General features: G+C 42.5%; 14 protein-coding genes. 5 read left to right on the top strand and 9 right to left on the bottom strand.

Annotation, left to right across the window (positions count from 1 at the left end; genetic code table 11):
- Positions 1-148: 148 nt before the first annotated feature.
- The 4 genes from DRZ93_RS13670 to DRZ93_RS03280 all read left to right on the top strand — a co-directional run bounded on the left by DRZ93_RS13670 (position 149) and on the right by DRZ93_RS03280 (position 2,656).
- Positions 149-649, top strand: coding sequence for an ATP-binding protein (locus tag DRZ93_RS13670; protein WP_218564247.1), 501 nt, complete (start codon positions 149-151; stop codon positions 647-649).
- Between the two features lie 125 nt (positions 650-774).
- Positions 775-1,488 carry a DUF4143 domain-containing protein gene (locus DRZ93_RS13665; protein WP_245933778.1) on the top strand — a complete coding sequence of 238 codons (714 nt, stop codon included), beginning with the start codon at positions 775-777 and terminating at the stop codon, positions 1,486-1,488.
- Between the two features lie 108 nt (positions 1,489-1,596).
- On the top strand, positions 1,597-1,722 hold the full coding sequence (locus tag DRZ93_RS13845; protein WP_281268103.1) for a hypothetical protein: 126 nt from the start codon (positions 1,597-1,599) through the stop codon (positions 1,720-1,722).
- A gap of 52 nt (positions 1,723-1,774) precedes the next feature.
- Positions 1,775-2,656: an ATP-binding protein gene (locus tag DRZ93_RS03280; protein WP_218564245.1), complete on the top strand. Its 882-nt coding sequence runs from the start codon at positions 1,775-1,777 to the stop codon at positions 2,654-2,656.
- A 135-nt stretch (positions 2,657-2,791) separates the two neighbouring features.
- Here the strand turns inward: DRZ93_RS03280 and DRZ93_RS13505 are convergent, their stop codons facing one another.
- From DRZ93_RS13505 to DRZ93_RS03270, 3 genes are all read right to left on the bottom strand, one after another.
- Positions 2,792-2,932 carry a hypothetical protein gene (locus DRZ93_RS13505; protein WP_172458012.1) on the bottom strand — a complete coding sequence of 47 codons (141 nt, stop codon included), beginning with the start codon at positions 2,930-2,932 and terminating at the stop codon, positions 2,792-2,794.
- Positions 2,929-3,807 carry a DUF4261 domain-containing protein gene (locus DRZ93_RS03275; protein WP_113745816.1) on the bottom strand — a complete coding sequence of 293 codons (879 nt, stop codon included), beginning with the start codon at positions 3,805-3,807 and terminating at the stop codon, positions 2,929-2,931. Before DRZ93_RS03275 ends, DRZ93_RS13505 begins: the two co-directional genes overlap by 4 nt.
- A gap of 463 nt (positions 3,808-4,270) precedes the next feature.
- Positions 4,271-5,815, bottom strand: a complete 1,545-nt coding sequence (locus tag DRZ93_RS03270; RefSeq protein WP_113744707.1) for a flagellar hook protein FlgE — start codon at positions 5,813-5,815, stop codon at positions 4,271-4,273.
- A 507-nt stretch (positions 5,816-6,322) separates the two neighbouring features.
- On the opposite strand from DRZ93_RS03270, the gene DRZ93_RS03265 reads away from it, so the two are divergent.
- On the top strand, positions 6,323-7,135 hold the full coding sequence (locus DRZ93_RS03265) for a DUF3990 domain-containing protein (protein ID WP_172458011.1): 813 nt from the start codon (positions 6,323-6,325) through the stop codon (positions 7,133-7,135).
- A 162-nt stretch (positions 7,136-7,297) separates the two neighbouring features.
- Here the strand turns inward: DRZ93_RS03265 and DRZ93_RS03260 are convergent, their stop codons facing one another.
- From DRZ93_RS03260 to rsxA, 6 genes are read right to left on the bottom strand one after another with little or no spacing between them, the layout of a single operon-like run.
- Complete coding sequence (locus DRZ93_RS03260; protein ID WP_113746076.1) at positions 7,298-8,005, bottom strand: electron transport complex subunit E; 708 nt, start codon at positions 8,003-8,005, stop codon at positions 7,298-7,300.
- A 22-nt stretch (positions 8,006-8,027) separates the two neighbouring features.
- Positions 8,028-8,702 carry an RnfABCDGE type electron transport complex subunit G gene (locus tag DRZ93_RS03255; protein WP_146740843.1) on the bottom strand — a complete coding sequence of 225 codons (675 nt, stop codon included), beginning with the start codon at positions 8,700-8,702 and terminating at the stop codon, positions 8,028-8,030.
- Positions 8,695-9,795, bottom strand: a complete 1,101-nt coding sequence (locus DRZ93_RS03250; protein WP_113745815.1) for an RnfABCDGE type electron transport complex subunit D — start codon at positions 9,793-9,795, stop codon at positions 8,695-8,697. The genes DRZ93_RS03255 and DRZ93_RS03250 overlap by 8 nt, the downstream gene beginning before the upstream one ends.
- A gap of 10 nt (positions 9,796-9,805) precedes the next feature.
- The gene (gene rsxC / locus DRZ93_RS03245; protein ID WP_113745814.1) at positions 9,806-11,842 is read right to left on the bottom strand and encodes an electron transport complex subunit RsxC; all 2,037 of its coding nucleotides are present in this window, start codon (positions 11,840-11,842) and stop codon (positions 9,806-9,808) included.
- Entirely contained in the window at positions 11,842-12,423 is a 582-nt protein-coding gene (locus DRZ93_RS03240) for an RnfABCDGE type electron transport complex subunit B (RefSeq protein WP_113744702.1), read from the bottom strand. The genes rsxC and DRZ93_RS03240 overlap by 1 nt, the downstream gene beginning before the upstream one ends.
- A complete protein-coding gene (gene rsxA / locus DRZ93_RS03235; protein WP_113744701.1) occupies positions 12,420-13,007 on the bottom strand; it encodes an electron transport complex subunit RsxA in 588 nt (195 codons plus the stop codon). Before rsxA ends, DRZ93_RS03240 begins: the two co-directional genes overlap by 4 nt.
- Positions 13,008-13,063 lie beyond the last annotated feature (56 nt).

Genomic DNA, 13,063 nt, shown 5'->3' with positions numbered 1-13,063 from the left:
AACCGATATTTCTCATAATAATGTGATTAAGCTACCTTGAAACCCATATAATTTTGTGCTTTTGCCTGTATTCTTGTTGCTGGCAGATATAATAAAAGTGTGATTAATAAACACTAAATTCATAATAAAAGTGTGATGAGGTGTATATATGGAACGATTGATTTTGAAGAAACTGCTAAACTGGAAGAGCTCTCCTTATCGCAAACCTTTAATTTTGAAAGGTGTACGGCAAGTCGGCAAGACCTGGATTCTAAAAGAATTTGGCAAACGTTACTACGACAACACAGCTTATTTCAACTTTGATGAAAACGAAGAGTACAAGCAATTCTTTGATACCACGAAAGATTTAGACCGAATTTTGCAGAATTTGATGCTGGCAAGCGGCCAGAAGATTACACCAGAAAAAACCCTCATTATTTTTGACGAGGTACAGGACTGCCCCAAGGTCATCAATTCCATGAAGTATTTCTGTGAGAATGCTTCGCAATATCACATCGCCTGCGCTGGCTCCCTTTTGGGAATTGCCTTAGCAAAACCTTCTTCTTTTCCTGTTGGTAAAGTTAGCATCATGCAGATTGATCCTATGACCTTTACAGAATTTCTATTGGCAACGGGGATGAGAACCTGGCAAACTATCTGGAGACAGTAAAAACCATTGAGCGGATTCCCGATGCCTTTTTTAATCCTTTGTATGAAAAGCTCAAGATGTACTATGTGACCGGTGGTATGCCGGAATCCGTCAAGATGTGGACGGAGGCAAGAGATGTGGATGCTATGCAGGAAGCCCTGTCCTGGATTATTGGTGCTTATGAGCGTGACTTTGCCAAACACCCTAATATCAGAGAATTCCCCAAGATTTCGATGATATGGAAGTCCATACCGTCCCAGTTGGCAAGAGAAAATAAAAAGTTTATCTATAAGGTAGTCAAAGAAGGGGCACGGGCTCGTGAATACGAGGATGCCTTGCAGTGGTTGGTGGATGCAAGACTGGTACATAAGATCTATCGCAGTACTGCCCCCGGCCTGCCTGTAGCTGCCTATGATGACCTCTCTGCCTTTAAGATTTATCTGGTAGATGTAGGACTGCTACGCAGACTGGCACAGCTAGCACCAACTGCCTTTGGCGAGGGTAATCGGTTATTTACCGAATTTAAAGGTGCATTAACCGAAAATTTTGTACTTCAGACTTTGATTACACAGTTTGAAGTGACTCCTAGGTACTGGACGCAGACAAATCCTCCATATGAGGTAGATTTTCTGATTCAGCGTGAAAACGATATTTTACCTGTGGAGATCAAGTCCGAAGCCAATACAACAAGCAGGAGCTTTAAGAAATTCAAAGAATTGTTTCCAGATCAGGTCAAGCTCCGAGTTAGATTCTCTCTAGATAATTTGAAGTTGGATGATGATGTGCTGAACATCCCGCTGTTTATGGCGGATCAGACTGATCGGCTGATTGGATTGGCAATGGAGAAACGGCAAAGATAACTCACATTGACCAATTTCTCTCCACATATTATGTTCTAGTCATGATATAAATATAAAATGACTAGAATGACTATAATGGTGATTATGAGAACTACAAGGAGGTGTCTTGTGAGATTTATTGAGATCTCAACTATTGAACTTAGGTCTTTAGTTGTTACAGATCCTGGCAAAGAAGAGATTGTCTTTGCCAATACAAAAGGCGACATTATTTATATTGGTGTTAATGACAACTGATGCAGCCACTAGAAAAATGATTAAAGCAACTGATGGTGACAGTTTTTAATCTATGCGCTCTTTGGAGAAGAATCTGTCATTTAAAACAGCTAAAGAACAGTGTGTCAGGAGGAATATCTCGCTAGATGCTGCTATGATGCAGACTTTGCGAATGATGTCACAAGATGGTATTTACTTAAATGTAGCATTGCTTCTGTCAGAGCAATGTCCAAGCACCATCAAGGCTGCAACCTTTGCCGGGGTTGATAAGAGTGTAATACAGGACAGACGCGAGTTTACAGGTTCGCTCGTGCAGCAGATGGAGGATTTATATGCCTATCTTGATCTACACAATCAGACTAAGGCCACATTTGAAGGGATATACAGAACTGATATAAGAGATTATCCTGAACAAGCTTTAAGAGAGGCAATGATGAATTCTCTGGTGCATAGGGATTACTCCTTTAGCGCCAGCACACTTGTTAGCATTTACTATGACAGAATTGAATTTGTATCTGTAGGAGGTCTTCCTACAGGAATCTCTTTGGATGATATTATGCTTGGTCTCTCTGTTTGTAGAAATCAGAAGTTAGCTGCTGTCTTCTATCGCCTGCAACTGATTGAAGCATATGGAACTGGTATGCCAAAAATTATGAAAGCATACGCAGCTACTAAATTGGAGCCTAAAATTGAAGTAACAAGCAACGCTTTTAAAATTACACTTCCAAACATCAATGTTGCCCAAGTGGCAGATAACGTAATTAAAGGATGCAGATCCAATGAAGAAAAGATATTGGATTTGATAGCTCAAAACGGCTATGTAGTGCGCACTGATGTGGATCAACTGCTAGATGTCAGCCAGACAACATCCAGCCGTATTCTAAAACGCATGGTTATAAACAAATTGATCTATCAGGATGGAAGTGGCCGCAATACAAAGTATAAGAAGGTATAATGCCAGAGCCTGCTACAGGCTCACTCTTATGCTAGAGTTTATATGCCCAAAACCTCTGTGGTTTGAGATCCTGCTGCAAACAGTGTCAGCCTCTAAATCAGCTAAGAGTCAAATAAAAAGAGCACTGATAGCCCCTTATCTGCTCTGATGCACGGAGGCAAAAACAGCCACCATGGCCAGAGCAAAAAGCACTAGAGCTGCGTAATTTCTATCTATAATAAGCTTTATAAGAGCTATAAGCAGCAGTGCTCCTGTTATGAGCACAACTCCATTCATTCACGCGCTCCTGAGGCATATGGACCCATATTTATATCAATAACAGCACGTGCAGGCTGAATCAGTGCATCTTCATACTGACACAGCCACTGCAGATCCTGGCTAATCTGTCCATTGTCTATACCATCTATAGTCTCACCGCTTTTTATGGGATTATCATGCTCTAATATATAAGAGGCCATATTGAGGGCATGATTGACCACTAAATTTGGATCCATATTATGAAAATGATACTGCAGATCAGGCAGCAGCAAAGTGCTCATGCCCACGGTGTCAACTACCATATCATCCTTGCCCTCAACATTAAAAAAGCGTACATTTACACCAAAGTGGATATAGCCATTGCAGCCTTGAGCTTTGCAGTTTTGTACATCATCTGCATTTAAAAGCTTGCCGCAGTTGACAAAATAAAAGGCCTCACAGGAGGGGAAGAGCTCAGACAGGGCCATGACAAAGGCAGCATCAAGACAGGCTCTGTCCTGTGCCTCAAGCGCAGCGCTCATCATATCTGTAGCAAATATCTGATACTTACACTCATCTAAGATGCGCTCGCACTCATCCTTACAGTCCCACATCTGACTTTTTATAAAAGGATCTATATCCTGCCACTTAAAGCTGTCGCAGGGCATGAGCATAAGCTGTACAGGACATTTGCCATCTTTAAACGCAGCAATATAATCTAAGGCTGCAAAGGCAGCCATACGCTCATCAAAGGAAAAACACTCAACAGAGCCTATATGTTTTTTAAGCACTTTGAGCATAAGATCTTTATCTGGCATGGCTGTATGCTCTTTAAAAAGCATCTTTATGATAAAAGGAGCACCAGGTGCCATGCCTTTATTATCAAGATTCTGTACAAAAGACTGTCTGCTCATAATCGCTCCTTGTAGCTGCCTGGTAAAACTTTCTATTTTAGATATTACATGCTGCAATACTAAAAGTCAGTAGTAGAAATTTAAATCTATAAAGTATAAAAGCAGACAATGCCCAAAACGCAGGTAATGGATATGAGCTTTTATAGTGTCTATAAAAGGCAGTATGCGCTATTTATGTATAAAAGTGTGGGCAATATACACATAAATATTAATAAAAGTGTGAAAACTGCTCTTAATGCGTATAAATAGGTACTCAAAGTAGCTACAGATTATAGAGAATATTAAAGAAGACAGAGTTTGTCTTAGTATTGGATAGGGATGTTATAAGGATATTTTGCTGTTCTTTTAAAACGGAGCCTGATTTTATGTTTTCAATCAGGCGAGGGGAAGATTAAACCTTATCTTAAAAAAGCCTATAGCAAAAGCTATAGGCCTACGAGACAAGATACGGCTAAATAATTTCTTACCTGATATTCATAATTGAATCCATGGCAGTATTCTGAGTTTGCAGAGCCTGAGAGTTGGCCTGATAGTTACGCTGGGCCACAATCAGATCTACAAGTGATGCTGTAAGATCCACATTAGACTCTTCAAGGTTGGCGCCCTTGATGGAGCCTGCACCACCGCGGTTGGCCTCTTTTGGTGTGGCCTCACCTGATAAAATTGACTGCTTCCACTGAGTGTCACCAACCTTGGACAGGCCCTGCGGATTGGCAAAGTCAGCCATGGCTACCTTGGCAACATTTACATAGCGGCCGTTGGTGTACTCAGCCTGAATGATACCCTCAGGGCTTACAGTTACGTTGGTTAAAAGACCAGTTGAGTAACCATCATTGGTAGGTGATCTGTTAACACTGAATGATGAGCTGCCATACTGTGTTGCATCAAAGTTAATGTGAATGTCCTGAGTATCTGATACACCCTGACCTAAGGCACTGTGCAGACCAAAGTTGTGACCTGGGTAGGCATTACCAGGTTTGGCAAATGTATCGTTTGCAAAGTTGTCAAGACGTGGTGACTGATAAGTACCATTGTCCTGGTCAAGGAACAGAGCAGATGGAATCATCTTCTTCATCTTGCCGTCTGGACCAAACTCAACCTGGAAACCGTAAAGACCGGTACCGGTGATTGATGAGTTGTTATCAGTTACGTCTAAAAGAACTGGGTTCTCACCGTTGGCTTCTGCTACGTCAACTGGCTTGCCGTCAACATAGACTACAACGTTCCAGAACTGGCTGTTACCGTTTTGGTTCTGACCCTGGGCATTAACCTTGTCACTCTTAATCATATAGTAGGTTAAAGTGTGGGCACCGCCTAATGAATCATGAATAGTCTGTGAAGTTGAACAGGTATAGGTTGAACTGTCCTTTGGATCAAAGTTTGATTTCCATACCTGAGTTGCCTTACCGTTTGGTGCATTCTGTGTCTGAGGGTTGGCGTTCTGACCTAAGTTAGCAGGCTGCTTGACTGAAGGAGCGCTGGCTGGCAGGTTTACACCAATACCAATCTCTGATGACTGCTTTGGAGCACCGGTATCAGCAGGGATCTTGATAGCCTGGGTTGATGAAATGTCAAGTGACTGGGCGTCGCCATTGTCATTCACATTCCAGCCCTGCAGGTAGTCGCCCTGAGCTGTAACGATAAAACCGTTTTTATCAACCTGGAAAGCACCGGCACGGGTATAGGTTCTGTCTGATGCGTAGTTGGTGCCGCCATAGTTGTTGTCATTTGAAAGAACGAAGAATCCGTTGCCCTGAATGGCCATATCAAGGTTATTGCCAGTATCGCCTGAGAGGTTGCCCTGTACGAACTGCTGTGAGACGCTGACATTCTGAGAACCCATACCAACAGAGGTCTTGTGGTTCTGGAATACAGAGGCTGAATACAGATCGGCAAACTCTGCACGTGATTTCTTAAAGCCAATGGTATTGGCGTTGGCAATGTTGTTAGAGGTAACGTCAAGGTACTTCTGTGAGTTCTTGATACCAGATAGTGATATTCCAAACATATTAAAATTCTCCGATTTCTTGTCTTAAAAAGTTTATATGTTTTCTCATCCTGAGCTTATTAAGCTTCATATTTTTTTATATTAAATGGCTTTTGCCTTATGCCTGATTAGTTTGCAACTGATGTGCCAATTTTTAAAAAAATTAAAAAATATATTTAAATATTTGATTTTATGTACTTATTTTTAGTAAAATAGACCTCATTGAGATAGGCATCTGTATTGTGTTTAACTTTCAAACCTGCAAAAAATTTCCTCTTATGTGGCAAGCTTTGCCACATGATGGTGGCAAAATTAGTTTTTTTGTGAGCATTTGTATTAAAAAGACAAACAAAGTTTGCACTATACTGGTGTGTATATATAAAAAAAGCTGATCTTTATTGGAATTTAACAAGAATATTGCAAAAAACTATCTCATTTGTAGGATAATTCAGATGTGAGATTTATCTAACAGTCTAGGCATCAGATTTAATGGAGAGAATCTGCTGCAAATTCTTAAAGGAGAATTTAATGAAACTCTATAGTGGCGTTAAACTTCAGGAGTGCTCAGATAATTTAATATCTGCTCTTGATGTGCCATGTATACTTTGTGCTACAGATAGAGAAGATATGGCATGCTCTTTTACAACAGAGCCTAATAATACTAAAAATAATAATAAGAGTATTTATGCCTATAATCTCAATCTTGACAAAGATAATGGTATCAAAATCCTTGAGTATAAAGAGATCAATGATGAGTGCATAGATTTTTATCTCAAGCTGCGTCATAACATCAGACCAGAGCTTGACTATGATCTTGTTATTGCCCCTTTAGTCAATGAGAAGATATCTGTGGCTTTGGCTTTATATGAGCTTAATATCATCGACAAGGATGAGTTTAAGCGCAGAGTCTCAGGCGGTGAAGTTGCCTATATGTACAGCTTTATCTCCGAGAAGAGCCTTGATGTGCTGGAGTATGATGAGACTATTGATACAAATACTACTACACAAAAAGTCCAGATTACCAGTTCACACATTCTTGCAGCTTCATATATGAGCTTTATCTGCGATAAACTTGTTGAGCAGAAGAAAATGTCTGTACGCGATGCTATGGATCTGATTATGCACTCAAAGATGTATGCATATATCAACGGCTCCAACAGCTTTGGCGTAAGACTTGGCGCTGCCGCTTTATATCGTATGCTTGAAAAAGAGCTCAAAGAGCTCGTAAGCTCAAATAAAAATGCCTTTAGCTATACAGAGGCTTTATTTAAAAATGAGCTTGGCAAGCTGCAAAACTATGTAACAGACAGAGAGCTTTTTGTAGGAGCCATGAAAGCCTAGTAGCGTAGCTGTTACAACTATTATGCAGTAAGACAAAATTATAATTATGCAGATTAGACTCTAATCTGCATAATTTTTTTTGCACGCAGGAAAAGTTCCTGAAAGTAAGGGCAAAAAAAATGGATCTTAAAGACTTAAGATCCATTTTTTAATCTGTGTAAATTATACTTTTATAGATTTAATCTTAAATTTATTCTCTTCTTTGTTTTTGGCATAGCTCTCAATAGCATTTTTAAGGGCAATGAGCAAAGCCAGCACAAAAAAGCCGCCAGGAGGCAAAATGGCAATAATATAGGTAAAGTCCTCACCAATAAGTCTGGTCTCAAGTGACTGTGCCCATGGACCTAAGATATCGGCAGCTCCCATAAACCAGGTGCCGCTGCCAAAGATTTCACGTACAGAGCCAAGAGCAAAGAGCACCAGGGCAAAACCAAGACCTGAGGCAAAGGCATCAACTGTTGAGGCAATTGGACCATTGCGTCCTGCAAAGGCCTCGGCACGTCCCATAATAATACAGTTGGTGACAATGAGGGATAGATAGATGCCAAGAGATTCATACAGTTCAGGGAAATAAGCTTCAACCTCAAATTTAACCACAGTTACCAATGTGGCAATTAAAACCACATACAGAGGAATGCGCACTTCCTTTAAAATAAAGCGACGCATAAGTGAAATTAAAAGAGAGCTTGCCATCATGACCACAATAGTGGCAATGCCAAGACCCATGGCAGCACTTGCCGATGAGGTTACAGCAAGCAGTGGACACAGACCTAAAAGCTGACACAGACCAGGGTTTTCCTTCCAGATGCCTTTGACTATGATGCTAAACAGTGAGTTTTTCTTTTTAGCAGGCACAAAGTCATCAATCATCTGCCCTTCTATAAATTCGTGATCACTTTTCACTTGTCTTACCCTCCTGGCAGTCTGCAAGCTCCTTGAAGTTTATATCCTGTATACTCTTTAACATATCATGTGTGGCCACCACAATGGCACGTGAGGTCACGGTGGCACCTGAGATATAGTCAAAGCTGCCGCCAAACTTCCTTACATCAAAATTTGGTGTATTGACATTGGTATTGTTTAGAATATCAAGATAGTTTGACTTGCGTCTGTCTACTTTGTCGCCAATGCCTGGAGTCTCTTTGGACAGAGCAATATCCACACGGTGTACATTAAGATTTTTATCAAGACCTGCAATTAGCAAGAGTGGATTGGTATAACCCTTGGCCGTTGAAAAATTAATGATATAACCGTCAATGGAGCCGTTGTTTTTGACAATATAGGCCTTCATATTACGGCCTATGCCTTTTTTATTTACAATTTTGCACTTAAGATTTGAGTTTGCATTAATGGTATTGTTAGGCAGCATGGTCATTAGCATGTTTTCCATCTTGGCATCACGGTTTAGCTTGATGGTGGCTGCCGTTTCATGCTCAGCCTTTAGCACAAGGTACACACAAAGAGCACTGACAAGAGACAGAATAAGTCCTGCAAGCAGTGAACGTAAAAATGGTGAGAGCTGTTTTTTTTGTTTAATTTCCTGTTGCATGGATTTATCTCTAGTCAAGTCCGCCTTCTCTGTAACCTATGCCAAAAGGACGGCGACGGGTCATAACATCAATAAGCGGGGCGGCACAGTTGCCAAGCAGCACGGCAAAGGCTACAGAATCAGAATATGAGCCGTTTACTCTTATCACAATGACAAGCAGTGCCACAAAAATAGAAAATACTATGCGTCCGCGCAGTGTGCCGGCATTGGTTACAGGATCTGTAATGATAAAGAAGGCACACAGCATAGTGCCGCCTAAAAGCAGATGCTCAATATAGCCAATGGACATGGCAGGATCAAGATAGTGATACAGATAGCCTGCTCCTGCTATAGTTGCCAAAAAGGCAAGAGGCATATGATAGTGTATAACCTTCAGGGCAATAAGTATGATGCCAGATAGGCCATAGGCAATGGCAAGATACATATAGGCCTCATTGCCGCCATATGAAAAGTCTATAGACTGTGTGTCATGTACAGCATTGGCTTTTCTTAGAGTCTTTAAAGACTCAAGATGGGTGGCGCCGGTTAAAGCCTCGGCCCCCTGCGATCTTATTTTTAACTCCTCCTGATAGATAACAGGGGATTTATAGAGACTTATAGCATCAAGCGAGGCATTGAGGGTGACAACCTCATAGGCCTTGTGGGTCGGGGTTAGATAGGTTGAATAGAACACAGATGGTGTAGCTATAACTAAAAAGATAAAACCTGCCATGGCTGGATTGAACACATTCATACCAAGACCGCCAAAGGCATGCTTTACAAGCAATATAGCAAAGGCTGTGGCCACAATGGTCAGATACCATGGTAAAAGAGGTGGCAGGGTCAGAGCTAAAAGGGCTGCTGTCACAAGATATGACAGATCCTTTAGATGATGCACAATTTTACGATGGCGCAAAAGGGCCACCACAATTTCAAAAAATACGGCAGAAACACTGCTTATTACAAACTGCACTAAGGTGCCATAACCGTAAAAATAGGTCATAACGCCAAAGGCAGGGAGTAATGCGAGCAGCACATATAACATAATCTTCTGTGTTGTAATGCTCTCGCGCAGGTGCGGAGCATTTTCAATACCAAGATTCTGCTTGGAGCTCTGTACTGTAATTTGCATTAAAATATTCCTAATACTGTTTTTTAGTAAGATTTAAAGGCAGTTTCTTTACTTTGCCGCTCTCCTCGATTCTGCGCTCAAAGACAGAAGGCGTGACACTGCTGACTATATTTTCATAGCGGGCAGGATCCTGCGGCGGATTTTCAACCTTCTGCAGCAGCGGATCAAAGACTAAAGCCTCAGGCCAGATATCAATAATCTTGGCATGCTTTGCCACGGCACCCTGTCGCAGATTATAAGGCAGCGGAAGTCTGTCCTGCTCTTGTGTATGCTGTGTACTGTCAGATGACTTGACACCCTGCAGCATGCTGTTGTTCTCAAGCACCATCTTCTTGCCGGCAACGCCTTTAATCTTCAGTTTGCCTGTATCTGTAGACAAGGTGACAGTACCCTTGCTCTCACCAGGGGCAGAGGAGGCAGTCTGTGGTGCAGCTGTGCCGGCGGCACTTTGTTTTTGTTTAAGAGCCTCACGTCTTTGGCGGGCACGCTCTTTAGCCTGAGCAAGCTCCTCCTGACGCTTTTTCTCAAGCTCCTTTGCAGCCTCTGGATTATCCTTTGCCATCTGCTGCGCTTTAGCAATACGCTCAAGTGCTGCCTTTTTCTTAAGCTCTCGGGCTGCCTCTTCCTTTTTAAGACGCTCATTTCTTATATTCTGGCGCTCTTTGGCTCGTATATTGCGCTTTTGCTTGTCATCAATCAAACGCTGTATGGCCTTTTCCTTTCTAAACTGGCCTGTAAGCTTTATCTTGCTTGGACACACATAGGCACAGCAGCCGCACTCGGTACAGTCATATATGCCACACTTTCTGGCATTTGTATGATCTGATGCTTTTGAATAGGCATACATAAGATAAGGCACCAGACGTGACGGACAGACCCTGGCACAGCGACCGCATCTTATGCAGTTGCTCTCCTCAGGCTCCTCTTCAAATTCACTGATAGAAGGCGCCATGACACAGGTTGTGGCCTTGGTTACAGGCACATCAATACTAGGCAGGGTAAAGCCCATAAAAGGACCGCCCAATATAACTCTCTGTCTGCGCTCTGGATTTAACTTATAGTGATTTAATAAAAAGCGCACCGAGGTGCCAAGCCTTACCCAGGCATTGCCTGATTTTTGCAGATTCTCACCTGCAATGGTAATGACACGGCGAATAAGAGGAATACCATCGACAATAGCCTGCTTGATGGCAAAGATAGTCTCGACATTGTCAACAACAATACCGCAGTCTGAGGTATGGGCATTGTAAGGTATCTCAATGCCTGTCAAAATTTTAATCAGATTGCGCGCAGCACCTGATGGATAGATAGTAGGTATAACTCTTATCTGTACCTGACTTTTATCCTTGAGGGCCTCCTGCATGGCTTTTATGGCCTCATGCTTGTTATCCTCAATGGCCACAATGGTAATCTTTGGCTTTAGAATATGATTGACAATATCAATACCTGTGGCAATGTCATGAGCTCTCTCCTGCATCAGTCTGTCATCGCAGGTGGCAACAGGTTCACACTCAGCACCATTTACAATAAAGACATTGCACTCGCCGCAGCTTTGAATGGCTGATTCAAACTTGGTGGCAGTCTGAAACTGAGCGCCGCCCAGACCCTCAACGCCACTGTGACGTATCTTTTTAATCAAGGTGTCACTGTCAAGCTCACGCCAGTTGGCAAGAGGCTGAGCATCAGTCCAGTTGTCAAGCATATCTGGCTTTATGGTAATACACATACCGCTAAAACCTGATGGGTGTGGCAGCACCTGATTGGCAATACTTACAATATGACCTGAGGTTGAGGCATGCAGCGGCACATTGCGGCTGCCGCCAGGAATGGTCAGCATCTGTCCTGCCTTGACATGATCGCCTACCTTGACTAAAACCTGACCGCCTGTGCCCAAATGGCGCTCAAGTGGCAGAGTTATAAGTGAAGGCAGTGGCAGCTCTTCAATGGCATGGGTACTTGTGGCTTTGAGCGGATCAGGTTTGATGCCGCCAAAGAATTTCCATATTTTTCCCTGCAGTATTTTGCCAAGCTGATTGGATTTTGCCATTACTGTGCACCGCCTCCTGTAATTCTTATAGATTTAATCTCCCAGTTGAAGTTGTTGACTGTAGGATCAAGGCGTATAAGCTCAATACAGTTTTCAGGGCAGATTTTGACACAGTCATTGCAGCCTATGCACTCCTCAGGATCAACTAAATGGGCCTGACGGGCTGCACCGCTGATGGCATCAACTGGACAGACTCTTTTACACTTGGTACAGCCGGTGCAGGCTGAGCTATGCACAAAGGCCACAGTGCGCGGCACAAAGAGCATGTCATCACCCTCATTGTCCTCAGGCGGGTCAATGCCCAGGATCTCGGCAAGATCATTTATAGTATCAGGACCTCCAGGGGTACATTTATTGCATCCCACCTCACCTGCGGCCATGGCTCTGGCATATTCCTTGCAGCCTACATAGCCACACTGAGCACACTGCACCTGCGGCAGAGCACGCTCGAGTCTCTTTTCAAGAGAATTTTCATCCTCACCGCCTTTGTCGCGGGCGAGCAGAGAGAGAATAATGCCTAAAATCAGCAGCGCTGCAAAAAAGTAGATTATAAAAAGAATTTCATTGCTGTCTGTTATCATATTGCATTTCCTGTAAAGCCGGCAAAGCCCATAAAGGCCATTGACATAATACCTGCGGCAATCAGGGCTATGGCTGTGCCTTTAAACGGAGCTGGCACATCGGCAATAGCAAGTCTTTCGCGCATGGCGGCAAATAGGGTTAAAACAAGGGTAAAGCCGCAGCCTGCGCCTGCTGCATAGACAATAGACTGCACAAAGGTATGCTCAAGAGATGAATTTAAAAGCACCAGACCTAAAACAATACAGTTGGTGGTAATTAATGGCAGATATATTCCTAAAGCATTGTAAAGATCGTATGATATTTTACGTATGAGGATTTCAACACTCTGTACGGCAATAGCAATGATGACAATATCTACTATAAGCGACAGGGACATGAGATCCATTGGTGTCAACACCAGTGAGTTTACTGCATAGCAGCATACTGCTGAGAGCATAAGAACAAAAGTGGTGGCTCCGCCCATACCAAGAGCGGCACTTAGCTGATTGGATACGCCTATAAAAGGACACAGGCCTAAAAAGCGTACCAGCACAAAGTTGTTAACTATGGCAGCACTGAAAAATAAAACTAAAGCTTCAACCAATTTAAAATGTCCGTATCAAATATGAAAACAACAGATCATAAAGATCATAGCGCAGA

The organism is Anaerobiospirillum thomasii (assembly GCF_900445255.1).
In the GTDB taxonomy this organism is placed as follows: domain Bacteria; phylum Pseudomonadota; class Gammaproteobacteria; order Enterobacterales; family Succinivibrionaceae; genus Anaerobiospirillum_A; species Anaerobiospirillum_A thomasii.
Note: the sequence above shows the minus strand (reverse complement) of the source record. Positions and strands in the feature narration are given on the sequence as shown.

Bases quoted from the DNA above. Each gene is read 5' to 3' on its own strand.
- DRZ93_RS13670 (WP_218564247.1), top strand. From the start codon at position 149: ATGGAACGATTGATTTTGAAGAAACTGCTAAACTGGAAGAGCTCTCCT.
- DRZ93_RS13665 (WP_245933778.1), top strand. From the start codon at position 775: ATGCAGGAAGCCCTGTCCTGGATTATTGGTGCTTATGAGCGTGACTTT.
- DRZ93_RS03280 (WP_218564245.1), top strand. From the start codon at position 1,775: ATGCGCTCTTTGGAGAAGAATCTGTCATTTAAAACAGCTAAAGAACAG.
- DRZ93_RS13505 (WP_172458012.1), bottom strand. From the start codon at position 2,932: ATGAATGGAGTTGTGCTCATAACAGGAGCACTGCTGCTTATAGCTCTT.
- DRZ93_RS03275 (WP_113745816.1), bottom strand. From the start codon at position 3,807: ATGAGCAGACAGTCTTTTGTACAGAATCTTGATAATAAAGGCATGGCA.
- DRZ93_RS03270 (WP_113744707.1), bottom strand. From the start codon at position 5,815: ATGTTTGGAATATCACTATCTGGTATCAAGAACTCACAGAAGTACCTT.
- DRZ93_RS03265 (WP_172458011.1), top strand. From the start codon at position 6,323: ATGAAACTCTATAGTGGCGTTAAACTTCAGGAGTGCTCAGATAATTTA.
- DRZ93_RS03260 (WP_113746076.1), bottom strand. From the start codon at position 8,005: ATGATTGATGACTTTGTGCCTGCTAAAAAGAAAAACTCACTGTTTAGC.
- DRZ93_RS03250 (WP_113745815.1), bottom strand. From the start codon at position 9,795: ATGCAAATTACAGTACAGAGCTCCAAGCAGAATCTTGGTATTGAAAAT.
- rsxC (WP_113745814.1), bottom strand. From the start codon at position 11,842: ATGGCAAAATCCAATCAGCTTGGCAAAATACTGCAGGGAAAAATATGG.
- DRZ93_RS03240 (WP_113744702.1), bottom strand. From the start codon at position 12,423: ATGATAACAGACAGCAATGAAATTCTTTTTATAATCTACTTTTTTGCA.